Consider the following 24,114-nt stretch of genomic DNA (forward strand, 5'->3'; position numbering starts at 1 on the left):
GTCACACCACCCGACCGTCACCGAAACCCCAGGTCACCCACCCCCACACCACCCCGGACCCCGAAATCACACCGATGTGACCCCGACCACCCTCCGCACAGCACTCCCCGAAACGACGGAGGGCGCCGCCTCTCGCATCACGCGAGACGACAGCGCCCTCCCCAGGACTCGTGCTGCAGAACACGCAGCGGTGTCGGTCCGCTCAGGCGGACACCAGCTGGATGCCGGCGAAGTTGCGCTTGCCACGCCGGATCACCAGCCACTGCCCGTGCAGCAGGTCGGCTGCATCGGGCGTCCAGTCCTCGGCAGCGACCTTGGCGTTGTTGACGTAGGCGCCGCCCTCCTTCACCGCACGCCGAGCCGCCCCCTTGCTCTCGGACAACCCACTCGCCACGAGGAGGTCGACGATCGTCGACGGTTCGCCCGGCCGGACCTGCGCCACCGACGCCTCGATGAGGGCGGCGGCCAGGGTCGACTCGTCGAGATCGCGGAGCTCACCCTTGCCGAACAGGGCCTGACTGGCGAGTTCGACTGCCGCGGTGTTCTCCGCGCCGTGCACGAGGGTGGTCATCTCCGCAGCCAGCCGGCGCTGCGCAACCCGGGCCTGCGGACGCTCGGCGACCTCGACCTCGAGCTCCGCGAGTTCGTCCTGTCCGAGGAAGGTGAACCACCGCAGGTAGCGGATCACGTCGGCGTCGCCGGTGTTCACGAAGTACTGGTACCAGGCGTACGGGCTGGTCATCTCCGGGTCGAGCCACAGGCTTCCGCCGCCGGTGGACTTGCCGAACTTCTTGCCGTCGGACGAGGTCACCAGCGGCACCGTCATCGCGTGCACCGACTCCCCGTCGACACGTCGGTTCAGTTCGACACCGGCGATGATGTTGCCCCACTGGTCGGAGCCGCCGACCTGCAGCGTGCACCCGCGTTCGCGGCGCAACTGCAGGTAGTCGTTCGCCTGAAGCAGCATGTAGCTGAACTCGGTGTAGGAGATGCCGTCGGACTCGAGCCGCCGCTTGACGGTGTCTCGGGCGAGCATCACGTTCACCGAGAAGTGCTTGCCCAGGTCGCGCAGGAAGTCGATCGCGGACAGCTTCCCGGTCCAGTTCATGTTGTTCTCGACGATCGCCGCGTTGTCGCCGTCGAACGACACGAAACGTTCGAGCTGTGCCCGGATCCGGTCGGCCCACTCGGCGACGGTGTCCGCCGAGTTCATCGTCCGCTCCCCCACGTCGCGGGGATCGCCGATCAGGCCGGTGGCGCCACCCGCGAGCACGATGGGCTTGTGCCCGGCGAGCTGGAAACGCTTGAGCGTCAGGAGCGGAACGAGGTGACCGGCGTGCAGGCTCGGACCGGTCGGATCGAAGCCGCAATAGAGGGTGACCGGACCACCGTCGGCGTCACGACGCAGGGCGTCGAGATCGGTGGACTGCTGGATGAGTCCACGCCAGGTCAGTTCGTCGATGATGTTCTCAGTCACGAGGTCGATCATCCCATCCGCGCCACCGCGCCGTTCGAGCCGGTTGTCCCGCCGTCACCCCGACGAGGGGGCACTGAAGGCGCGCGCTGTTAAGTCCGAGCTGAAGGAAGCGGGTAGAGCGAGGTTGTTGGTTGCGGCGGTCACCGGTCGCAGCATGGGGATCGCAAAGCCCCCAGCGGCTCTGCAGTCCACACAACCCAGTCCGCGACCACACAAGGAGCTGGCGCATGACCACGATCACCGAATCGGCACTCGGACTCGACGTCGTCCCACTCGCCGGCTACATCGGTGCCAAGATCACCGGTGTCGACCTGCGGGACGATCTCGACGACGCGACCGTCGCCGAGATCCGAGCCGCGCTGAACAAGTACAAGGTCGTGTTCTTCCGCGACCAGCAGATCGGCCACGCCGAGCAGGTGGCCTTCGCTCGCCGGTTCGGCAGGGTGACCCCGGCGCACCCGCACGAGGAGAACCCGCCGGAGGGCTTCCCCGAGATCCTCCCCATCGACAGTCGCCGGTACGAGACGAACCTGGGCCGCAAGCGCACGTCCTACGACCACAGCTGGCACACCGACGTCACCGCCCTGGTCAATCCTCCCGCCGCGTCGATTCTGCGGGCGGACATCCTTCCGCCCTACGGCGGTGACACCGCATGGACGAATCTCGTTGCGGCGTACGAGAACCTGCCCCAGGAGCTCCGTGACCTCGCCGACCGGATCGACATCCGTCACCAGTTCCAGGCCCGGGCCGCGGAAGGCAGCCAACGCGATCGCAAGATCAGGGAGGCCAATCTCGTCGCCTACCACCCCGCGGTCCGGGTCCACCCGGAAACCGGCGAGCGGGCGCTGTTCGTCAGCCCCGGCTTCACGCGCGGCGCACGCGAGATTCGCGGCTTCAGCCCCGACCAGAGCGAGCGCATCCTGAAGCTGTTGTGGTCCGAGGCGACTCGCACCGAGTACACGGTCCGGTTCCGTTGGAAGCCCGGATCCGTCGCGTTCTGGGACAACCGCGCGACCGCGCACCTCGCCATCGCCGATGCTGCTCACCTCGGGCACGACCGGGTCCTCTATCGCGTCACCCTGGAGGGCGACGTCCCCAGGGGCGTGGACGGGCGCGAGTCGGAACTGGTGTCGGGCGAACCGTTCCACGGCGCCTGACCCGTCCACCCGTCCGACACGGACAACCCACCGAACGCCTCGGCTGTGCCCCGGCCCGCGCCACCGCGAGCCGGGGCACGGTGCCGTTCGCGGCGCGTGCCGACCACCGGGCCGCAACAATGGACTCACCGTGACGGGAATTGCCGTCCGTACCGCTGCCGCGCCTCCTGGCGGGCCCCCGACCTCGGCGATCCGGCGAATCTCGTTGACCGCCATAGACGAACCGGTACCGCGCCGAACCGCGGGCCACCCGAATTCGTCGGGTAGTGTGCGCTTCCGTGACTCCCCGGGTTCTCGTGGCTCGACGCCATGTCGATCTCATGCGTGCATGCAGCGCGACCTGTCGCCGCTGACCCGCGCCGCGCAACACCGCCACATCCACCCGAGGCCACCGCACCGTGGCCGTTGTCGACCATTCGTCGAAGGGGACGTCATGTCTGCAGTCTCTCCACCGGTCTCCGCCCGGCGCGAAGCCGCCGCCTCCGGCCCGAAGGCGGGTCTCTGATGCTGGACTTCCGTCGGATGATGTTGCTCTGCGATCTCGCGGATCTCGGTTCGGTGGCCGCGGTCGCCGAGCAGCGCGGGATCACCAGTTCGGCCGTTTCCCAACAACTGCGGGTTCTCGAGCAGGAAGCCGGAACCGTGCTGTTCCGGCGCGACGGTCGCACCCTCGGTCTCACCCGCGCGGGTGACGTCCTCGTCGAGCACGTCCGCAAGGTGGTGACCGCACTGGACGAGGCGACCAGCGCGGTCGCCGCATTTCGCTCCGACATCGTCGGCAACGTCGCCGTCGCGTCGTTCAACATGGGTATCGCCATGCTCGCCGCTCCGGTGATGTCGCGGCTGCGCCTCCGCCAGCCCAACCTCCACATCGAGATCCAGCAGGAACGTGCCGCCACCGCACTGCGGCTGCTCCGCCGCCGGGAACTCGACGTGGCCATCCTGTGCCGCTACCGCTTCGACGCACCGCTGTCGCTCGGTGGGCTGATCGAGGAGACGCTGATGGACGAGCCGATGACCCTGCTGGCCCCACCGGACCAGCACGGCCGGATCCGAACCCGGGGACTCCCCGCGCTGGCGGACAGTCCCTGGGTTGCCGGCCCGACGAACTCCGGTCTGGGAGCCGTGCTGCAGCACGCCGCCGAGGCCGCGGGATTCACGCCGAAAGTCAAGCACCGGGTGAACGGCGCGCAGAACCTGTGCATGCTGGCCGCCACCGAGGCGGCCTCCGCGATCGTCCCCCGCATGGCCGTACCCGGACACCTCGAGGGCCTGATCGTGGACGGTGTCCAACTCGGGTCGAGGACGATCAGCGCGGTGGTCCGACAGGGGCGCGAACGCGACCCCAACATCAGGCTCGTCGTCGACGAACTGCACAGCGTCGCCGCCGACACGGACCACACCCGTACGCCACTCGGCGTCGCCGTCTGACCGGCCCGATTCACGAGGTGGTACGACCCGGCGCGGGGGCTCGCGGGCTGCGCCGGTAGGCGGAGACCGCGCTCGACGTCGGATCCCACAACCGCCACGCGCGGTCCGCCTCGTGAGTGATGCCCACCCGCGCTCCGGAGGCCACGGGGACCGCGGGACCGGGCCTCAACCGGATCGGCGAACGCTCGTCGAACAGGTCGGCCCCGTTGTCCGACAACGATATTCCGAGTGCCTGCCCAAGATTTCCCGGGCCGCGGGCCAATTCGCGGGCACCGCGACCCGGACTGCGGCGAGTGCGGACGAGGACCTCACCGTCGAGGACCTCACCCGCGCGGAGCAGGACCGCGGCGGCCGTCCCCTGCGGCGCGCAACTGACGTTCAGACAGAAGTGCAGTCCGTGGCTGAGGTAGACGTACAGCCGACCGGCCGGCCCGAACATCACGGCGTTGCGGGCAGTGGGGCCGGGGAAGGAATGCGCGGCCCGATCCGGCCACGGGCCCGACTCATCTCCCCCGTACGCCTCGACCTCGACGATCCGCAGCCGCACCGGCCCCACGGACAGCATCGACCCCAGCACCAGGTGGGCTGCGCCGAGCGGGTCGGCCGCGGACAGGGCCTCGGCGGACAGGTCCGGCGATCTCGACAACTCGGTCACGACCGCGATTGTGCACGCACCGGTCCGGCGTCATGTCGCCCGGACGGATCAGTCGACGGTTCCGGTTCCGCGATCGAGGTAGTCCTGGTGCTCTGCCTCGGTGACGTCGCGGGCCTCGTCCGTCAGCAGTACGGGGATCCCGTCCTCGATCGGGTAGGCGCGCCGCAGTCGCGGGTTGTACAGCAGTTCGTCGTCGACCAGCAGGAGCGGGCCCTTGTCCTGCGGGCAGGCGAGGATGCTCAGCAGGGTGGGATCGAGCGCCACGAACGGTCCTCTCGGGTCGGGGTCACGGACGAGGGCCAGGCTACCCGCCGTGCCCTAGCCGCCGAGCGCCGCACCGCCGTGGTCGGTCACGTCGGCGAGGACGGCGCGCGTCAGTGGGCGGTACCCACCCTCGAGCCCGTCCCGGTACCAGGCACGCGGGCCGGGCGCCGGCAGACCCGCCGCCCTCAGCGCGCTGCGCCGGGGCCGGTACGAGTTGCTGATCGGGATCTCCGGCACCACGTGCACGAGGTCCGGACGCTGCGCCGGCTCCAGATCACCGAGGGCGTCCGCGAGGTCCGCGTCGGTCACCCCGGTACCGGGTCGAAGTGTCACCGCCGCGACGGCGAGCTGCTCGCCGGCGACCGTGACCGCATAGACGACGGCGAGGTCCACCTGGTCGAGGGTGCCGAGGGCGTCGACGATCGGTTCGCCGTGGACCGGGCCTCGTTCGGCGCAGACGACGGCGTTGCGATCGTCCATCAACCAGTGGTCCCCGTCGACGTCGGTGCGGAAGAGGTGTTCGGTCGGCACCCAGGCGTCACCCGCCGCGAACACGCCCCGCATCGCACCGTCGACCGTCTCGTGACCGGTGGCCTGCCCGAGCAGCAGGCCCACCTCACCGACAGCGCATTCGCGCACAAGTCCGTGCTCGTCCTCGATGAAACGGCGGGTGACGGGATCGTAGGCGGCGATGCGAACCGGGGCGCTGCCCGGCAGCGGACGCCCCTTCGATCCGGGCTTGGCGCCCGAGACGTTGGCGAGCACGACCGCGCCTTCCGTGGAGGCGTAGAACTCGAGGACCCGGGCGGGCTCGAACCGCTTCATCGTCCGCAGCCACAGCCCGCGGGGCATTCCCGATCCGATGAACAACCGGATCGGATGCGACGCGTCGAGCGCCGAGTCCGGACTGTCGATCAGTTCGCGCAGCATCGTCCACGTGTACGCGACGACCGTGACGCCGTACCGGTGCACCTCGGCCGCGAACCGGTCGGGATCGAGGCCCCGCGAGAGCGCGATGCGCGAACCGCCGACGATCGCACCGCCGAGCGTGGCCAACAGGACCGACGAGTGATACAGCGGGGCAACGGAGTACACCGTGTCACCGCGGTCCAGGTCGGCCGCGGTGGCCGTGCCGAACGCGGACAGCGCCCACCGACGGTTGGTGACGTGCTTGGCCTCGACCTGACCACCGACGCGGCCGAACAGCACGAAGGCCAGCTCGTTGGCGCGCCCGGGATTGGGGCGGTACCACGCCGGAACCGGGATCCGATCGGGGTGGATCCGTTCGAGGTCGATCGTCTCGGAGTCGGGTTCGAGGTCGAGGATGCGGGATTCGCCGCCGCCGAGGACGAGAACGGGAGGACCGAGCGTCTCGGCGGTGCGCAGGTTGTCGGGATCGGCGATGATCATCGTGACCTTGCCCAGCCGCACCGCTTCGGCGAGGTCCTCCCCGGGCGGCAGGAGGGCGACCACGGCTCCGAGACGGGAGAGCGCGGAGATCGCGACGAGCGCGCTCGGCCGCGTCTCCATCAGGACCCCGACGCGAGTGGACGGGCGGACACCGGACGCCACGAGACCCTTGACCACGTTGTCGATCCGGGCGTTGACCGCGGCGTTCGTGTAGGCACGGTCGTCGAAGAGGAAGCACTCGCCGCGCGGGTTCCGGTCGCCTGCCTCGGCGATCAGTTTCCCGAGCGAGATGGTCGTGTGCGGCTGGATCTGCCCGAGGCGGACCAGACGCGGCAATGCGCGCGTCGCCTCCGCGGTCAGTTCGCGGCTGCCACGCACCGCCTGCCCGGCCGCCTCGATGATGCCCCTGATCGCCCCGACACCCACCTCGGCGATCGAGGTCCCGGTGTGCAGCAGCCGGTCGGCGACCGAGACCCCGGTCTGGTCGTCGGGCAGGTCCTCGTACGACATCTCGGCGATGCCGTCCGGTCGTGGCCCCCTGCCGGTCCGCCACCGAACCCACGCACCGGTCGTAGGCCAGGTCTGCGAGGCGGACTGCGAGCCGACCACGAGGCCGAAATGCCCTGCGCGGAGGGTCGATTCGAAAACCTCCGCCTTGTGGGCGGCACGCCGGATACCGCGCACCGCGGTCGGCTGTCCGATGTCGTCGACCTCTCCGACGAATGCCAGGATGGGGCAGGTCACCTCGGCGAGGGACACCGGACGGTCGCCGATCACGAAGCCACCGGACACCATCCGGTTGTGGACGACGAACTGCTTGAGCAACTCCGCGACCGCCGGGCCCGACCAGGCGACCCAGCCGTCGGCGGCGAGGAAGCGGCGCTGCTGCTCACGCGGGAGCAGGGCCTCGCGATCGTGGAGTTGACGCAGGAACTCGAGCCGCGACTTGGCGGTCTTGACCGGGTCGAGGAGCTGGAACCCGGTCCGGGCCATCCACCCGGCGATGGACAGCCGGGTGAAGACGTGGTCGGCGAGGAAGTCCGCGGCGGGCGCCGCGATGTCGCCGGGGATCCCGAACGGCAGGGCCGCGAGGGTGTCGACCGGGGCGCCGAAGGTGATGATCGACGCGATGTGCCTGCAGCGTCGGTACGCGGCGGCCTGGTAGGCGAACATCCCGCCCTGTGAGTAGCCGCTCAGGTGGACGTCCTGACCGGTGTGCTGGTGCACGCGGTCGACGATGTCGCTGATGGCGACGATGTGGTCGGCGAGGGTGCGTTTCCAGCCGCCCTCCTCGGTGGCCGGTGAACCGAAGTCGACGACCCACGGGTCGAGGCCCATGCCGTGCAGGATGCCGACGGCACCCTGGTCCTGCGTCACGTCGTAGACGTCCGCCGACATCATCATCGGCGGCACCAGCACGATCGGCGGGCCCGGGGGTGTCGCCTGCTCGTCGGCGAAGTAGCGCCGGAGCCGGTACATCGGCTCCCGCTCGACGATCCGGAATTCCGACGGGCGCGCCTCGGTCTCGAGGCCGCCCAACCGGACGACCTCGAGACCGTTCTGCACGGTCGCGACCACGCGGCGCACGGAACCGTTCAGAACCTCGGACCAACTCACTGGCGCGCCCCCAAACTCGTCGACCGGCCTCCACCGGCACAGAGAACCATAGTCGCGCGCGCAGCGACGGAATCCGTCAGTTGCCGATCCAGTTCCGGAGTCGTGCCGCCGACTCACGGACCCCGTCGAGCTGACGCGCGACCTGTACACCGGCCGTGCCGCCTCGCGCGTTACGTGAGGCGATCGACCCCTGCACCGTCAGGACGTCCCGCACCGCGGGAGTCAGCGCCGGATCCACTGCCGCGAGCTCCGCGTCGGTGAGCTCGTCGAGCCCGACACCGCGGGCCTCGGCGACCCGCACACAGGCACCCGCCGCCTCGTGCGCGATCCGGAACGGGACACCCTGACGAACCATCCATTCCGCGATGTCGGTGGCGAGGGTGAATCCGGCCGGTGCGAGCTCGGCCATCCGGTCCGGGTGGAATTCGAGAGTCGACACCAGTCCGGTGATCGCGGGCAGCAGCAGTTCGAGCTGGGCGACGGAGTCGAAAACCGGCTCCTTGTCCTCCTGCAGGTCCCGGTTGTACGCCAACGGCTGTGCCTTGAGAGTGGCGAGCAGACCGGTGAGGTTGCCGATCAGCCGTCCCGCCTTGCCGCGGGTCAGTTCCGAGACGTCCGGGTTCTTCTTCTGGGGCATGATCGACGACCCGGTGGACCAGGCGTCCGCGAGCGTGATGTACCCGAATTCCGGTGTGCTCCAGATGATCACCTCTTCGGCCATCCGGGACAGGTCGACCGCGGTCATCGCGAGGACGAACGCCGCCTCCGCCGCGAAGTCGCGCGACGAGGTGGCGTCGATCGAGTTGTCCGCCGCGGAGTCGAACTCGAGCTCGGCGGCGATCGCGTCCGGGTTCAGCCCCAGCGACGAGCCGGCCAGCGCCCCGGACCCGTAGGGCGAGACCGCGGCCCGCTTGTCGAAGTCCGCCAGCCGCTGCACGTCCCGCAGCAGTGGGTGCGCGTGCGCGAGCAGGTGGTGCGCGAGCAGTACCGGCTGCGCGGCCTGCAGGTGCGTCTTGCCCGGCATCACCGTGTCCGGGTGCGCCGACGCCTGGGTGGCGAGCGCGTCGACGACGTCGAGCACCCCGGCCGCGATGCGGCGGACCGCGTCCCGCAGCCACATCCGGAACAGCGTCGCGACCTGGTCGTTGCGGGACCGGCCGGCCCGCAGTCGGCCGCCGACCTCGGGACCGACCCGGTCGATCAGGCCGCGCTCGAGCGCACCGTGCACGTCCTCGTCCGACTCCGCGGGCGTGAACGCCCCGGTGGCGACGTCGGCGCCGAGGCGGTCGAGGCCGTCCAGCATCGTCGCCAGGTCGTCGTCACCGAGCAGTCCGGCGGCGTGCAGCACCTTGGCGTGCGCCTTCGACGCCCGCACGTCGTAGGGCGCGAGCACCCAGTCGAAGTGCGTGGACTTGCTCAGGGCCGCCATGGCGGCGGCCGGTCCGGACTCGAACCGGCCGCCCCACAGTGCACCCTCGTTGGTGCCGTGAGCCGACATCGTTACAGGCCCAGGTCCCGCTTGGCCGCGACCTTGGAGGACAGGCCGTGGATGTTGACGAAGCCCTTCGCGTACGACTGGTCGAAGGTGTCGCCCTCGTCGTAGGTGGCCAGGTTGAAGTCGTACAGCGACTGCGAGCTGCGCCGGCCGTTGACGGTGATCGCGCCGCCGTGCAGGAACAGCCGGATGTCGCCGGTGACCTTCTCCTGGGTCTTGGCGACGAACGTGTCGAGGGCCTCCTTGAGCGGCGAGAACCACAGGCCGTCGTAGACCAGCTCCGACCAGCGCTGCTCCATCTGCCGCTTGTACCGGCCGAGCTCGCGTTCGAGGGTGACGTGCTCGAGTTCCTGGTGCGCGGTGATGAGCACCATCGCTCCGGGGGCCTCGTAGATCTCGCGGCTCTTGATACCGACGAGGCGGTCCTCGACCACGTCGAGACGGCCGACGCCCTGGGCGCCGGCGCGCTTGTTGAGCTCCTGGATCGCCTCGAGGACGGTGACCGGCTTGCCGTCGATCGCGACCGGCTTGCCTGCCTCGAAGCTGATGATCAGCTCGTCGGGGCTGTTCCAGTTCAGCGTCGGGTCCTGCGTGTAGTCGTAGACGTCCTTGGTCGGGGCGTTCCACAGGTCCTCGAGGAAGCCCGTCTCGACGGCGCGGCCCCACACGTTCTGGTCGATCGAGAACGGCGAACGCTTGGTGACGTTGATCGGGATGTTGTTCTCCTCGGCGAAGGAGATGGCCTTCTCGCGGGTCCACGCGTAGTCGCGGACCGGGGCGATGACCTCGAGGTCGGGCGCGAGGGCGCCGAAGCCGACCTCGAAGCGGACCTGGTCGTTGCCCTTGCCGGTGCAGCCGTGCGAGACGACGGTGCCACCGTGCGCGCGGGCGGCCTCGACGATGTGCTTGACGATCAGCGGACGGCTGATCGCGGACACCAGCGGGTACCGGTCCATGTAGAGCGCGTTGGCCTGGATGGTGGGCAGGCAGTACTCGTTCGCGAACTCGTCGCGGGCGTCGACGACGACGGACTCGACGGCACCGCAGTCGAGGGCACGCTGACGCACGACCTCCATGTCCTCGCCACCCTGGCCGAGATCGATGGCGACGGCGACGACCTCTTTGCCGGTCTCCTTGCCGATCCAGCTGATGGCCACGGAGGTGTCCAGCCCGCCCGAGTAGGCGAGTACGACGCGTTCAGCCATGGTCTGTGTGCTCCTTTTGGGTTGTAACTCTTCGACTGTGTTCATTGTCCCGCCGGGGTCGATCGGCCGGTCACGCAGGACCCCGGTCAGGCGAGATCTTCGATCTTCTCCGCGAGCTGCGCACCCGTCAGCGGTTCGCGGGCCACGACGAGAATGGTGTCATCCCCGGCGATGGTTCCCACAACCTCGGCCAGCGACGCCCGGTCGAGGGCGCTGGCGAGGTACTGCGCGGCCCCCGGCGGGGTGCGCAGCACTGCGAGGTTCCCGCTCGCGTCGGTCGACACCAACAGCTCGCCGAGCAGCCGCGAGAGGCGGTCGGTGCCGCCCGACACGCCGCGCACCGGGCTGCCGTCCTCGGGCACCACGTACACGCCGGCCCCGCCGTCGGCGGCGCGCAGCTTCACCGCGCCGAGTTCCTCGAGGTCACGGGAGAGCGTCGCGTGGGAGACCTCGATGCCCTCCGCCGCGAGCAGCGCGGCCAGCTCCGGCTGACTGCGTACCTCGTGCACCGACAGCAGCGCCGTGATGCGTGCCTGCCTGCCCGCGCGGGTCTGGGCCACGGCCAGCGCCTTCGGTTGCGCGGCGGCCGGGACCTGGGGCTGCGCGGCGTCCTCTTTCGGCTGCCCGGCGCGGGCGGTGGTCACGGCAGGTCCCGGTCCTGGTTCTCGAACAGCCACACCAGCAGCGCCTTCTGCGCGTGCAGCCGGTTCTCCGCCTCGTCCCACACCACCGACTGCGGTCCGTCGAGCACCTCGTCGGTGATCTCCTCGCCACGGTGTGCGGGCAGGCAGTGCAGCACGATCGCGTCCGGTGCGGCCTTCGCGAGCAGTGCCGCGTTGATCTGGAACGGGCGGAACGGTCCGACCCGGTCGAGGCCGTCGTTCTCCTGCCCCATCGAGGTCCAGGTGTCGGTGACGAGCGCGTCCGCACCGGCGACCGCGGCGTGCGGGTCGTCCGTGAGGGTGATCGACGCCCCGGTCTCGGCGGCGCGGGCGCGGGCGGCGTCGACGACCCACGGCAGCGGCGCGAAACCGGCGGGCGAGGCGATGGTGACGTCGAGACCGGCGGTGACACCACCGACCAGCAGCGAGTGCGCCATGTTGTTGGCGCCGTCGCCGAGGTACGTCAGCTTCAGTCCCTTCAGCTCGCCCTTGCGTTCACGCAGTGTCTGCAGGTCCGCCAGCACCTGGCACGGGTGGAACTCGTCGGACAGGGCGTTGACGATCGGGATCGTCGCGCCCGACGCCATCTGCTCGAGCCGCTTCTGGCCGAACGTGCGCCACACGACGGCGTCGACGTAGCGGGACAGGACTCGGCCGGTGTCCTGGAGTGTCTCCTCGCGACCGAGCTGGGTGCTGCGCCCGTCCACGACGACCGCGTGCCCGCCGAGCTGCGCGATGCCCACCTCGAAGGAGAAGCGGGTGCGGGTGGAGTTCTTCTCGAAGATCACCCCGACCGCCCGCGGCCCGGCGAGCGTCTGCTTGGCGTAGGGATTCTTCTTCAGTTCCGCGGCGAGGTCGAGGACCTCGGCCTGCTGCGCCGGTGTGAGGTCGTCGTCACGCAGGAAGTGTGTGGGTGACATCGTCAGTTCCCTTCGGCGGTGGCGGTGTCGAGGATGGTCGGCAGGGCGCTGACGAATCCCTGGGCCTGCTCCTCGGTGAGGATCAACGGCGGCGCGAGACGCACCACGTCCGGGGCGGCCGCGTTGACGAGGAATCCGGCGTCCCGGGCCGCGGCCTCGACGGCCGGTGCGACGGTGGCGGTGAGCACGATGCCGAGCAGCAGTCCGGCGCCGCGGACGTGGTCGACGAGCGGATGTCCGAGCGCCTCGATGCCGGCGGACAGCGATTTGCCGACGGTGTCGGCGTGGCTGATCAGATCGTCCTGCTCGACGGTCCGGAGCACCGCGAGCGCCGCGGCCGCGCAGACCGGATTGCCGCCGAAGGTGGTGCCGTGCTTGCCGGGCGTGAGCAGCTCGGCCGTGGCTCCGGTGGCGATGCAGGCTCCGATCGGCAGGCCACCGCCGAGCCCCTTCGCGAGCGTCATCACGTCGGGCACCACGCCCGCCGCCTGGTGGGCGTAGAACCAGCCGGTGCGGGCGATGCCGGTCTGCACCTCGTCGAACACGAGCAGTGCGCCCCGCTCGGCGGTGATCCGCCGCGCCTCGGCCAGGTAGCCCTCGGGCGGGACGACGACCCCGGATTCGCCCATGATCGGTTCGAGGAACACCGCGGCGGTGTCGGAGTCGACGGCCGCGTCGAGGGCGGCGATGTCGCCGTAGGGCACGAACTCGACCCCGGGCGGCATCGGCTCGAACGGTGCCCGCTTCTCCGGCTGCCCGGTGAGCGCGAGCGCGCCCATGGTCCGGCCGTGGAACGCCTTCTCGGCGGCGATGATCCTGGGGCGGCCGGTGAGCCGGGCGATCTTGAACGCCGCTTCGTTGGCCTCGGTCCCGGAGTTGCACAGGAACACCCGGCCGGGATGCCCGAGATGGTGCAGCAGCTGCTCGGCGAGCGCGACGGCCGGCTCGCTGGCGTACAGGTTGGACACGTGACCGAGGGTGTTGAGCTGTGCGGTGACGGCATCGATGATCGCCGGGTGCCGGTGGCCGAGGATGTTGACGGCGATGCCGCCGAGCAGATCCAGGTACTGCTTGCCGTCGGCGTCGGTGACCACGGCGCCGTCACCGGAGACGAGCGCGACGCGGGGCACGCCGTAGTTGTTCATCAGCGCCCCGGACCAGCGCTGCTGGAGGGCGGAGGTGCCGGTCATGCGGAGCCTTCCTCTTCGGGTGTTGTTGCTGGGACGACCACTGGGTGGGGGGCGGGCGTCACCATCGTGCCGATGCCCTCGACGGTGAGCAGCTCGAGGAGCACCGCGTGGGGCACCCGGCCGTCGATGACGTGGGCGGTGGGGACGCCGCCGTGCACGGCGCGCAGGCACGCCTCCATCTTCGGCACCATTCCCGAATCGAGGGACGGCAGAAGCGTTTCCAGCGCGTCGGTGTCGATCACGGAAGCGAGCGAGCTGCGGTCGGGCCAGTCGGTGTAGAGGCCCTCGACGTCGGTGAGGACGACGAGTTTCTCCGCGCCGAGCGCCTCGGCGAGCGCGGCGGTGGCGGTGTCGGCGTTGATGTTGTGCACGACCCCGTCGGCGTCGGGCGCGATCGTCGACACGACGGGGATGCGTCCGGCGGCAATGAGATCGAGCACCGCGTCGGGGTTGACGGTGGTGACGTCGCCGACGAGGCCGATGTCGGTCGGCTCGCCGTCGACGACGACCGTGCGGCGGGTCGCGGTGAACAGGTGTGCGTCCTCACCGGAGATCCCGACCGCGTACGGGCCGTGGGCGTTGATCAGCCCGACCAGTTCGCGGCCGACCTGACCGAAGAGCACCATCCGCACGACGTCCATCACCTCGGGGGTGGTCACGCGGAAGCCGCCGCGGAACTCGCCCTTCATACCGAGACGCTCGAGCATCGCGTTGATCTGCGGTCCGCCGCCGTGCACGACGACGGGATGGATGCCCACGGTCCGCAGGAACGCCATGTCCTCGGCGAACGCGGCCTTGAGTTCGTCGTCGACCATCGCGTTGCCGCCGTACTTGACGACGACGATCTTGCCGTGGAACCGCTGCAGCCACGGCAGCGCCTCGGCGAGGACGTACGCCTTCTGACTCGAGGTCAGGCCCAGGATGCTCTCGCTCATGACGAGTACGCGGAGTTCTCTTCGACATACGCGTGCGAGAGGTCGGTGGTGCGGATGGAGACCTCCGCGTCGCCGAGTCCGAGGTCGATGTGCAGGGCGATGTCGATGCCGGACAGGTCCACCTCGCGGGCACCGGGCGCGCCGACGCCGTCGATGCACACCGGGTTTCCGTTGAAGGACACCGAGATCCGGTCGGGGTCGAGTTCGATCGGCGCGATGCCGATCGCGGCGAGCACGCGACCCCAGTTGGGGTCGGATCCGAACAGCGCGGTCTTGACGAGGCTGTCCCGGGCGACGGTCCGGGCGCCGACGAGGGCGTCGGACTCGCTCACCGCGCCGGCGACGGTGACAGTGACGCGCTTGGTGACGCCCTCCGCGTCGGCCATCATCTGGTCGGCGAGGTCGTCGCAGATCGCGAGGACCGCGGCGTTGAGTTCGTCCTGGCTCGGGGCGACGCCGCTGGCGCCGGACGCCAGGAGCAGCACCGTGTCGTTGGTCGAGGTGGCGCCGTCGACGTCGAGGCGGTCGAAGGAGAGCCGGGTCGCGGAGCGCAGCGCCTCGTCGAGCTGTGCCGGCGTGGCGACGGCGTCGGTGGTCACGACGGACAGCATCGTGGCCAGTGCGGGTGCGAGCATCCCCGCGCCCTTGGCCATCCCGCCGACGTTCCACTTGTCCGCGTGGTGCAGCGCCGCCTGCTTGGGCACGGTGTCGGTGGTCATGATCGCGTGGGCGGCGTCGGTGCCGCCGCTGATCCCGCCGGCCAGTTCGTGGACGATCTCGGTGACCCCGGCGAGCACCTTGTCCATCGGCAGCCGGTCGCCGATCAGGCCGGTGGAGCAGACGGCCACCTCACCGGCTCCGGTCTCGGTGCCCCAGTCGCTCAGGGTGGCGGCGACGTGCTCGGCGGTGGCGTGGGTGTCCTGGAATCCGCCGGCTCCGGTGCAGGCGTTGGCACCGCCGGAGTTGAGGACCACCGCCCGCAACGCACCGGCCGTCAGAACCTGCTGCGACCACAGGACCGGGGCCGCTTTGACCTTGTTGCTGGTGAACACGCCCGCGGCGGCGGTGTCGGGGCCCTCGTTGAACACCAGTGCGAGGTCGGGCTTGCCGCTCGCCTTGATGCCGGCCGCGATGCCCGCGCCCCGGAAGCCGGCGGGCGCGGTGACGCCCTGGGTGCGGACGAGCCGACCACCCGCGACCTCCCGGGCCTCGGCGGAGGTGGTGTCGGGGACGGTGTTCACGGGGCTACTCCCACAGTCGAGAGACCATCGGTCTCGGGCAGGCCGAGGGCCAGGTTCATGGATTGGACGGCACCGCCTGCGGTGCCCTTGGTGAGGTTGTCGATCGCGGCGATCACGACGAGCAGCCCGGCGGACTCGTCGACGGTGACACCGATCTGCACGGCGTTGGAGCCGATGACGGCACCGGTCTGCGGGTAGACGTTCTCCGGCAGGACGTGCACGAAAGGTTCGTCCGCGTACGCCTTCTCGTAGACCGCGCGGGCCTGCGCGAGGTCCGCGGTGGTCTGCGCGGTGCAGGTGGCGAGGATGCCCCGGGGCATCGGCGCGAGCACCGGGGTGAACGAGACGGTGACGTCGGTGCCGGCGAGAGCGGAGAGGTTCTGGGTGATCTCGGGGGTGTGCCGGTGCACGCCGCCGACCCCGTACGCCTTCACCGACCCCATCACCTCGGAGCCGAGCAGGTCCGCCTTCGGGGCCCGACCTGCTCCGGAGGTGCCACTGACCGCGACCACGGTGACGCGCGGCTCGACGATGCCCGCCGCGACGGCCGGCGCCATCGCCAGACTGGCCGCGGTCGGGTAGCAGCCCGGCACCGCGATACGCGTGGCGCCGGTGAGCTTGTCCCGGTTGCCGGGCAGTTCGGGCAGCCCGTAGGGCCAGGTGCCGGCGTGGGGGCTGCCGTAGAACTTCTCCCAGTCGGCGGCGTTGGTGAGCCGGAAGTCGGCACCGCAGTCGATGATCACGGTGCTCGCGGGCAGGGCCTTGGCGATCTCGGCGGAGTTGCCGTGCGGCAGGCCGAGGAACACCACGTCGTGGCCGGCGAGGACGTCGAGGGTCGTCGCCTCGAGGACGCGGTCGGCGAGCGGGAGCAGGTGCGGATGGAATGCGCCCAGCGTCGAGCCCGCGTTACCACCGGCGGTGAGCGCACCGATCGTGAGCCTGCCGTCGCGGTGGGCGGGGTGCCCGAGCAGCAGGCGCAGGATCTCGCCGCCCGCGTACCCGCTCGCCCCTGCGATCGCGACCCGGATCGGTGTCGTGGAAGCTGCTGTGGTGACCATATGGACGATTATGCACCATCATGCAAGCCCATTCATCCGGGCGGCGCACGCAAGCCCCTCGTCAAGCATTACACCGCGAAGACCGACTCGCGCAGGACGTGTTTGGTGAGCTTGCCGGACGGGTTGCGGGGCAGCTCGTCGACCAGGACCAGTTCGCGTGGGATCTTGTAGCGGGCCAGCTTGTCCGACAGGTACGACCGCAGCCCCTCGAGGTCGATCCGCTCGCCCGGAGCCGGGACGACCACGGCGACAACCGTCTCACCCCACTCCGGGTGCGGTCGCCCGATCACCGCGACGTCGAGCACCTCCTCCCACGGACGGATCGCCTCCTCCACCTCCTGCGAGTAGACGTTCTCCCCGCCGGTGATGATCACGTCCTTGGTGCGGTCGACGATGTGGATGTAGCCGTCGTCGTCGAGACGCGCGACGTCGCCGCTGCGGTACCAGCGGCCCGCGAACACCTCCGCCGTCGCGTCCTCGTTGTCGAGGTAGCCGACCATCCGGGTGTCGCCCGCGAGCCAGATCTCCCCGGTCTCCCCCGGACCGGCGTCGACGCCGTCCGGGCGCACCACACGCAGGTCGACGCCCGGCATGCCACCGCGGCCGATCGACCCCGCCTTGGCGATCTGCTCGTGCGGGTACAGCGCGGTGCCGGTCGGCCCCATCTCGCTCATGCCGTAGACCTGGTAGAAGTCCTCGGACCGGTAGGCGTCCTGCAGCTGCCGGGCCACCTCGGCGCCGATCGGCGCGCCGCCGTAGGTCCAGCGTCGCATCGACGAGAAGTCGAAGTCCGCCAGGTCGATCCCGGCCGCCTTCGCCGCCTGCAGCGGTGCCAGATACGCGATCGGAGCCCCGAAGAAGGCCGTGATCTGTTGCGCGGGAATGATATTCAGGAACTCAATCGGGTGATACTCGCGCATCAGGACGACCGTCCCGCCGAGGAACATCGTCGGGACGAACCAGACGTTGAGCGGAGCGGCGTGCCAGATCGGCATCGCGATCAGCACCCGCTCGTCCCGGTCGAGACCCAGGGTGGTCGAGATGTACGGCGCGACGGTGGTGATCGACCGGTGGGTGTGCAGGCAGCCCTTCGGGGCACTGGTCGTGCCGGAGGTGTAGAGCACCTGCGCGATGTCCGTCTCGTCGACCTCCACACCGTCCCACCCCTCCGCGGCGGCGACGAGTGCGTCGAAGTCGCGGTCGGCATGGGTCGCCGCCTCCTCGCCGGGCTCGGTGAGCAGCCAGTCGACCTGCGGAGCGCCGGCCTCCGCGTTGTCACGCAGGTCGGCCGAGACCACACCGACCCGGGCTCCGCAGTGCCCGAGCGTGTACTCGACCTCGGGTGGCGCGAGCTTGTGATTGACCGGCACCAGGGCCGCACCCGCACGCCAGGCACCGAACGCCGCGATCGCGAAGGCGGGACTGTTGTAGGTCATCACGGCCACGCGGTCACCCCGGCCGACCCCGCGCGATCGCAGCACCGCTGCCGCCCGCTCCGACGCGGCGAGCAGTTCGGCGTAGGTGATCCGCTCGTCGCCGTAGACGATCGCGTCCTTGTTCGGATACTTGCGTGCCGTGCTCTCCAGCATCGCCGTCAGGTTCATCGGGTCACTCCTCGCGCTCGCCCGCCGTCCGCCGGGCGTTGCCGTGGGTCGGGATTCGTTCTACAGTCAACCGCGAAGGATTGAATCATGATTCAAAGCTTTGGGGAAGGGGCGAGCAGGTGGCGTACCGGTCGACGGAGAAGACGCGCGCCGCACAGGCGCAGCGGCGGGCCGCCCTGCTGACCGAGGCGACCGCCCTCGTCGCGAGCGGCGGATTCTCCGCCGCCACCGTCAAGGCGATCGCCGAGAAGTGCCAGGTCAGCGTCGGTTCGGTGTACTCGTACTTCGACGGCAGCGCCGACCTGCTCGCCGCGGTCTTCCGAGTCGGCGCCGACCAGGAGCTCGCCGCGGTCCGCGCCGCCGTCGACAACGCGGACGGCGCCGCCGACCGGCTGCGGGCACTCGTCGAGACGTTCGCGCGGCGCGCCATCAAGGGCAGGCAGCTCGCCTGGTCGCTGCTGTTCGAACCGGTCGACCCGCGCATCGACGCCGAGCGACTGACCTACCGCGCGTCCTACCACGCCCTGACCACCGAGATCCTCCGCGACGGCATGGCCTCCGGCGAGTTCCCACCCCAGCATCTCGAGGTCACCGCCGCGGCACTGATCGGCGCGATCAGTGAATCGCTCACCGGGCGCCTGTCCCCCACCCACGCCGTCACCGCCGACTCCACCGACGACGCCCGGACCGTCGAGGCGATCCTGCGCTTCTGCCTCCACGGCATCGGCTTCGTCGGGCACGACAACCCCGCCAGCTCAGCAACACCGATCGAAGGAACGCACCGATGACCGCCATTGCCCCGACCGGATTCCGCACCCACGAGGTGTTCAACCAGGCACCGCCGCGCGTCGGCGTCAACGAGTACACGGCGAACATCCCTCTGGTCGAGGGTGTGGCACGCTACGACGCGACGTGGGCGCAGCGCGAGCTCACCGAGGTCGGCTCGCTGGTGGGGACCGAGTCGTTCCAGCACGACGCCGAACTGGCGAACACGATCGTCCCCGAGTTCCGCTCCCACGACAGGTACGGCAACCGGATGGACGAGGTCGAGTACCACCCCGCCTACCACCGGATCATCGCCGCTGCCGTCGAGCACGGCGCGCACACCTCGGCGTGGGCCGATCCGAGGCCCGGCGCGAACGTCGCCCGGGCCGCGTCGTTCATGTTGTTCGCGCAGATCGAACCGGGTCACGCCTGCCCGATCTCGATGACCCACTCCGTCGTTCCCGCGCTGTCGGAGTTCTCGCCCGACCTGTCGCAGCTGTGGCTGCCCCGCCTCTACGGCCGCGGCTACGACGGCCGCCTGATCGCGCCCGGCGACAAGCCCGGCGTGCTCTTCGGCATGGCGATGACCGAGAAGCAGGGCGGCTCCGACGTGCGGGCGAACACCACTCGCGCCGTGCCGAATTCGGACGGCACCTGGTCGCTGACCGGGCACAAGTGGTTCTGTTCCGCACCGATGTCGGACGGATTCCTGATCCTCGCGCTCACCGAGCAGCCGTCGGGCACGGCACTGTCCTGCTTCCTGGTACCCCGGGTACTCGAGGACGGCACCCGCAACGTGTTCCGGATCCAGCGCCTCAAGGACAAGCTCGGCAACAAGTCCAACGCGTCCTCGGAGATCGAACTCGACGGCACCGTGGGCCACCTCGTCGGGGAACCGGGCCGCGGGGTGCGGACCATCATCGAAATGGTCGCCCGCACCCGCCTCGACTGCGTCTACGGCTCCACCGCGGGCATGCGGCAGGCCGTCGCCGAGTCGCTGTGGCACGTCCGTCACCGCTCCGCGTTCGGCGCCACGCTGATCGACCAGCCGGCGATGACGGCGGTCGCCGCCGACCTCGCCCTCGAATCGGAGGCCGCCACCTCGACCGCACTGCGTCTCGCCCGCGCCCACGACGCCGACGCCGACGACACCGAGAAGGCGTTCCGCCGACTCGCGACCGCCGTCGCGAAGTACTGGATCTGCAAGCGCGGGCCGCACCACGCGTACGAGGCACTCGAATGTCTCGGCGGCAACGGCTACACCGAGGCCTTCCCCCTCGCCCGCCGCTACCGGGAACAGCCCGTGATGGCCGTGTGGGAGGGATCGGGCAACGTCATCGCCCTCGACGTACTCCGCGCGATGACCCGCGAACCGGAGTCGGTGGCCGCGTTCGACGCCGAACTCGCGAAAGCCCGCGGCGCATCCGCCCTGTTCGACGCGCACCAGGACCGGATGCGGTCGGCGCTGGCCGAACTCGCGACCCTCGACGCCACGCAGGCGCAGTACCGTGCGCGGGCGGTCGCGGCGTCGATGGCACTCGGACTACAGGCGTCGCTGCTGCTGCGCACCGCCCCGACGGCCGTCGCGGAGACGTTCCTCGCCGCCCGACTCGGCGACGACCGTGACCTCGAGTACGGCTCGCTGCCGGCGGGCACCGACTTCGCCGCCATCCTCGACCGGCACTGATCCCTGGTCCGGCGATCCGCGCCGGACGGCGGTCATGCGGCGCGGTCGCGAGTGGCCAGGTCCGAGGAGACGGTGCTCTTCGGCTTCCGTTGCAGGAAGTCCTGTTTGATCGAGACCGCGAACAGCATCAGTACGCCCACCGTGACGACCACGATGGTCGCGATCACGACGATGTACCCGAACGCGACACCGATGTCCTCCATGGCCCGACCTCCCGTGTCGGCTCGAATCCCCGGTTCCCGGGAACGGTGCGTCCACCGTACGACGCACCGGCGCCGAGCGCAGCGGGACGCGCCGCCGGTCAGTCCCGGCGCAGCGAGCGCCGGATCTCGTCGAGCCGCTCCTGCGCCGCCTTCTCCCGGGCCGCGTACTGCTCGTCGAGGGTCCGTCCCGCGGGGGTCGTGGCGTCGAGTTCCCGTGCGCCGTCGGCCGTCCCGGCGCGGGTCTCGATCCGCTCGCGCACCGCGTCGAACGTGGGCACCCCGGAGTCCGTGAATCCCGTCGGCGCCGCATCGGTGGCGGCTCTCGGGTCCGGAACCACGTGCGCGTCGACGATCGTCGGAGGTGGCGGGACGATCGGCGCCGGTACCACGCGGATCTCGAGCGCCGCGGCGTGCAGCACGGCCAGCGCGGGACGCCCTGTGGTCGCCGCGGCCACGACCGTCCGGACCTCGTCGTCGGTCAGAACGGTCATTGCGTCCACGATGGACTGGATCTCGGTCATGACACCTCGCTCGGTCGGCCCGGCAGGATCGGCGGTTTCGCGCTCCGTTCTCGAGCCTAGTCCGACGAAGACGACACCCCGGTCCGCGGCAGAGCGGACCGGGGTCTCGCGGAGACTGCGGTCAGGATCGCAGCTGCGCGCCGACCGCGGCGGTCGCGGCGGCGACCGCGGCGTCGCGGGCCTCGCTGGCCTCGTCCTCCGTCAGGGTCCGGTCGGGGGCCCGGAAGCGCAGCGCGAAGGCGAGCGACTTACGGCCCTCGCCGACCTGCTCACCGGCAAACACGTCGAACAGCCGGATGTCCTCGAGCAGTTCGCCGGCCCCGGCGCGCAGGGCGACCTCCACGGAGGCCGCGGGTACCGCGGCGTCGACCACGACCGCGACATCCTGGAGCACGGCCGGGAACGGCGAAACCCGAGGCGCGGGAAGCGATTCCACGATCGGCAGCGCGTCCAGGTCCAGCTCGACCGCGCAGGTGCGGGCGGGCAGCCCGGCCCGTTCGAGCACCGCCGGGTGCAGTTCGCCGGCGTGGCCGACGACGACGCCGTCGACGAGCAGTTCGGCGCACCGGCCGGGATGCCACGGCAGGTACTGCGCCGCACGGCGCTCGAGCACGACACCGGCGGCAGCGGCGATCGTCTGCGCGGCGGCGAAGGCGTCGGCGGCGTCGGCCGCGCGCCCCGGGCCCCAGGGCCCGCTCGGCTCGCGCAGACCGGTCAGCACCGCACCGACGTGCAGCGGCTGCGCGGGCAGTGACCGCAGCAGTTCCGCGATCTGCTCGTCGGTGGGCCGACGGTCCACCGGCAGGGCGTCGACGCCCTTGGTGTCCGGTCCGGGCTGCACGACCTGCGCGATGCCGAACAGCGAGAGGTCGCGGCGGCCGCGGGACGCGTTGCGTGCCAGGATCTCCAGCAGACCGGGCAACAGCGTCGTCGCCAGTTCCGGGCGGTCCGCTTCGAGCGGGTTGAGCACCGTCGTCGTGTTGCGGCGCGGGTCGTCTGCATCGAGACCCCAGGTGTCGAAGACGGCGGCGGGCAGGAACACCGTCGGCAGCACCTCGACGTAGCCGTCGAACGCGAGCGCCTTGCCGACGGCGCGGCGCCGCTTCTGCTGCGGTGTCAGACCGCGACCGGCGGGGGCGGTCGGCAGCACCGACGGGATCTTCTCGAGACCCTCGAGGCGCAGCACCTCCTCCACGAGGTCCGCGGGCTGCGTCAGGTCGGGCCGCCAGGTCGGCGGGGTCACCTCGAGGTGTCCGGCGCCCTCGTCCGCGACGGACACGTCGACGGTGCAGCCGATCTGGGTCAGGCGCCGTGCGGCGGTGCCGTTCGGGTAGGTGACGCCGGCGACGCGGCTCGGCAGGTCGAGGGCCATCGCGATGGTCTTCGGCGTCGCGACCGATCCGACGTCCGTCAGCACCGGCTCGACGTGGCCTCCGGTGATCTCGGCGAGCAGACCGGCGGCCCGGTCCAGCGCGGCGGCGGACAGTGCCGGGTCGACGACCCGCTCGTAGCGCTTGGACGCCTCGGAGATCAACTTGTGGCGACGGGAGGTGCGGAACACCGCCAGGGGATTCCAGATCGCGGCCTCGAGCAGGACCTCGGTCGTGCCGTGCCCGACCTCGGTGCTCGCCCCGCCCATCACGCCGGCGAGGGAGATGACGCCGGTGTCGTCGCGGATGACGACGTCCTCGGCGTCGAGGGTGCGCTCCACCCCGTCGAGGGTGGTGAGCTTCTCCTCGGCCACCGCGCGCCGGACCACGAGGTCGCCACTGACCTTGGCGGCGTCGAAGGCGTGCAGCGGATGCCCGAGTTCGAGCATCACGTAGTTGGTGACGTCGACGGCCGGCGAGATCGGCCGGACGCCGGAGACCAGCAGGCGGCGCTGCATCCACCACGGGGTGACGGCGTCGGGGTCGACACCGGTGACACGGCGCAGCGCGAAGCGGGTGCACCCGGACTCGGGCTGCACCTGCAGCGGCCACGCGTCGCCGGACGCCGCGTACGGCACGGTCGCGGCGGGGTCGACGAAGTCGAGGTCGAAGCCGTTGGCCAGCTCACGGGTCAGGCCGCGCACCGAGAAGCAGTAGCCGCGGTCGGGGGTGATGTTCAGTTCGACGATGGTGTCGCCGAGGCCGAGCAGCTCGTTGGCGTCGGTGCCGGGGGCCGCGGTCCCTGGCTCGAGGATCAGGATGCCCGAGTGATCCTTGCCGATGCCGAGTTCGGCGACCGAACAGAGCATGCCGTCGGACACCTGGCCGTACGTCTTGCGGGCCGCGATGGTGAAGTCGCCGGGCAGCACCGCGCCGGGCAGGGCCGCGACCACCAGGTCACCTTCGGCGAAGTTGCGTGCGCCGCAGACGATTCCGCGCGGCTCGGCCTCCCCGACGTCGACCTGGCAGAACCGGATCGGCTTCTTGAACTCGGTGAGCTCGGTGATCTGCAGAACCCGTCCGACCACCAGCGGCCCCGGGACGGTGTGCAGCGGGTCGATCTCTTCGACCTCGAGACCCACCCGCACGAAACCGGCGTCCAGCTCGTCCGGGGTCACCTCCCAGCCGGGCGTCGCCCGCTGCAGGATCTCGGTCAGCCACGATTGCGCTACTCGCACGTCTACTCA

The 24,114-nt window shown here is 70.6% G+C and carries 20 protein-coding genes; 4 read left to right on the forward strand and 16 right to left on the reverse strand.

All coding sequences use genetic code 11. From position 1 onward, the window contains the following. Positions 1-202: 202 nt before the first annotated feature. On the reverse strand, positions 203-1,477 hold the full coding sequence (gene tyrS / locus ACFYVR_RS20860; RefSeq protein WP_387476688.1) for a tyrosine--tRNA ligase: 1,275 nt from the start codon (positions 1,475-1,477) through the stop codon (positions 203-205). Positions 1,478-1,704: 227 nt separating this feature from the next. Here tyrS and ACFYVR_RS20865 point away from each other — a divergent pair, with 227 nt between their 5' ends. Next, complete coding sequence (locus tag ACFYVR_RS20865; protein WP_387476690.1) at positions 1,705-2,634, forward strand: TauD/TfdA dioxygenase family protein; 930 nt, start codon at positions 1,705-1,707, stop codon at positions 2,632-2,634. A gap of 504 nt (positions 2,635-3,138) precedes the next feature. Beyond that, entirely contained in the window at positions 3,139-4,065 is a 927-nt protein-coding gene (locus ACFYVR_RS20870) for a LysR family transcriptional regulator (protein WP_387476692.1), read from the forward strand. 10 nt (positions 4,066-4,075) lie between these two features. Here the strand turns inward: ACFYVR_RS20870 and ACFYVR_RS20875 are convergent, their stop codons facing one another. The 12 genes from ACFYVR_RS20875 to ACFYVR_RS20930 form a co-directional block, all read right to left on the reverse strand. Continuing rightward, a complete protein-coding gene (locus ACFYVR_RS20875) occupies positions 4,076-4,693 on the reverse strand; it encodes a DNA-3-methyladenine glycosylase (protein WP_387476857.1) in 618 nt (205 codons plus the stop codon). Between the two features lie 75 nt (positions 4,694-4,768). Next, a complete protein-coding gene (locus tag ACFYVR_RS20880; protein WP_387476694.1) occupies positions 4,769-4,984 on the reverse strand; it encodes a Trm112 family protein in 216 nt (71 codons plus the stop codon). 54 nt (positions 4,985-5,038) lie between these two features. Beyond that, positions 5,039-8,011 (reverse strand): AMP-binding protein, encoded by a 2,973-nt coding sequence (locus ACFYVR_RS20885; protein WP_387476696.1) that lies wholly within the window; start codon positions 8,009-8,011, stop codon positions 5,039-5,041. Positions 8,012-8,087: 76 nt separating this feature from the next. Further along, positions 8,088-9,509 carry an argininosuccinate lyase gene (gene argH, locus ACFYVR_RS20890; protein WP_387476698.1) on the reverse strand — a complete coding sequence of 474 codons (1,422 nt, stop codon included), beginning with the start codon at positions 9,507-9,509 and terminating at the stop codon, positions 8,088-8,090. A gap of 2 nt (positions 9,510-9,511) precedes the next feature. Beyond that, positions 9,512-10,711 carry an argininosuccinate synthase gene (locus ACFYVR_RS20895; protein ID WP_387476700.1) on the reverse strand — a complete coding sequence of 400 codons (1,200 nt, stop codon included), beginning with the start codon at positions 10,709-10,711 and terminating at the stop codon, positions 9,512-9,514. 86 nt (positions 10,712-10,797) lie between these two features. Continuing rightward, positions 10,798-11,277, reverse strand: coding sequence for an arginine repressor (locus ACFYVR_RS20900; protein WP_387476859.1), 480 nt, complete (start codon positions 11,275-11,277; stop codon positions 10,798-10,800). A gap of 74 nt (positions 11,278-11,351) precedes the next feature. Beyond that, positions 11,352-12,293 (reverse strand): ornithine carbamoyltransferase, encoded by a 942-nt coding sequence (argF, locus tag ACFYVR_RS20905; RefSeq protein ID WP_387476702.1) that lies wholly within the window; start codon positions 12,291-12,293, stop codon positions 11,352-11,354. 2 nt (positions 12,294-12,295) lie between these two features. After that, positions 12,296-13,483, reverse strand: coding sequence for an acetylornithine transaminase (locus ACFYVR_RS20910; RefSeq protein ID WP_387476704.1), 1,188 nt, complete (start codon positions 13,481-13,483; stop codon positions 12,296-12,298). Beyond that, positions 13,480-14,418 carry an acetylglutamate kinase gene (argB, locus tag ACFYVR_RS20915; RefSeq protein ID WP_387476706.1) on the reverse strand — a complete coding sequence of 313 codons (939 nt, stop codon included), beginning with the start codon at positions 14,416-14,418 and terminating at the stop codon, positions 13,480-13,482. Before argB ends, ACFYVR_RS20910 begins: the two co-directional genes overlap by 4 nt. Next, the gene (gene argJ, locus ACFYVR_RS20920; protein WP_387476708.1) at positions 14,415-15,659 is read right to left on the reverse strand and encodes a bifunctional glutamate N-acetyltransferase/amino-acid acetyltransferase ArgJ; all 1,245 of its coding nucleotides are present in this window, start codon (positions 15,657-15,659) and stop codon (positions 14,415-14,417) included. Before argJ ends, argB begins: the two co-directional genes overlap by 4 nt. Continuing rightward, a complete protein-coding gene (gene argC, locus ACFYVR_RS20925; RefSeq protein ID WP_387476710.1) occupies positions 15,656-16,717 on the reverse strand; it encodes an N-acetyl-gamma-glutamyl-phosphate reductase in 1,062 nt (353 codons plus the stop codon). Before argC ends, argJ begins: the two co-directional genes overlap by 4 nt. A gap of 68 nt (positions 16,718-16,785) precedes the next feature. Next, positions 16,786-18,321, reverse strand: coding sequence for a class I adenylate-forming enzyme family protein (locus ACFYVR_RS20930; protein ID WP_387476712.1), 1,536 nt, complete (start codon positions 18,319-18,321; stop codon positions 16,786-16,788). Between the two features lie 119 nt (positions 18,322-18,440). Here ACFYVR_RS20930 and ACFYVR_RS20935 point away from each other — a divergent pair, with 119 nt between their 5' ends. Both ACFYVR_RS20935 and ACFYVR_RS20940 read left to right on the forward strand, forming a co-directional pair. Beyond that, on the forward strand, positions 18,441-19,109 hold the full coding sequence (locus ACFYVR_RS20935; RefSeq protein WP_387476714.1) for a TetR/AcrR family transcriptional regulator: 669 nt from the start codon (positions 18,441-18,443) through the stop codon (positions 19,107-19,109). Next, on the forward strand, positions 19,106-20,773 hold the full coding sequence (locus tag ACFYVR_RS20940) for an acyl-CoA dehydrogenase family protein (RefSeq protein ID WP_387476716.1): 1,668 nt from the start codon (positions 19,106-19,108) through the stop codon (positions 20,771-20,773). The genes ACFYVR_RS20935 and ACFYVR_RS20940 overlap by 4 nt, the downstream gene beginning before the upstream one ends. 32 nt (positions 20,774-20,805) lie before the next feature. On the opposite strand, the gene ACFYVR_RS20945 is transcribed toward ACFYVR_RS20940, so the two are convergent. The 3 genes from ACFYVR_RS20945 to pheT all read right to left on the reverse strand — a co-directional run bounded on the left by ACFYVR_RS20945 (position 20,806) and on the right by pheT (position 24,105). Further along, on the reverse strand, positions 20,806-20,976 hold the full coding sequence (locus ACFYVR_RS20945; protein WP_387476718.1) for an adenylate cyclase: 171 nt from the start codon (positions 20,974-20,976) through the stop codon (positions 20,806-20,808). Positions 20,977-21,074: 98 nt separating this feature from the next. Beyond that, positions 21,075-21,497 (reverse strand): hypothetical protein, encoded by a 423-nt coding sequence (locus tag ACFYVR_RS20950; RefSeq protein ID WP_387476720.1) that lies wholly within the window; start codon positions 21,495-21,497, stop codon positions 21,075-21,077. A gap of 121 nt (positions 21,498-21,618) precedes the next feature. Further along, on the reverse strand, positions 21,619-24,105 hold the full coding sequence (gene pheT, locus ACFYVR_RS20955; protein ID WP_387476722.1) for a phenylalanine--tRNA ligase subunit beta: 2,487 nt from the start codon (positions 24,103-24,105) through the stop codon (positions 21,619-21,621). Positions 24,106-24,114 lie beyond the last annotated feature (9 nt).

The organism is Rhodococcus sp. NPDC003318, from assembly GCF_042879035.1.
Classification (GTDB): Bacteria; Actinomycetota; Actinomycetes; order Mycobacteriales; family Mycobacteriaceae; genus Rhodococcus_G.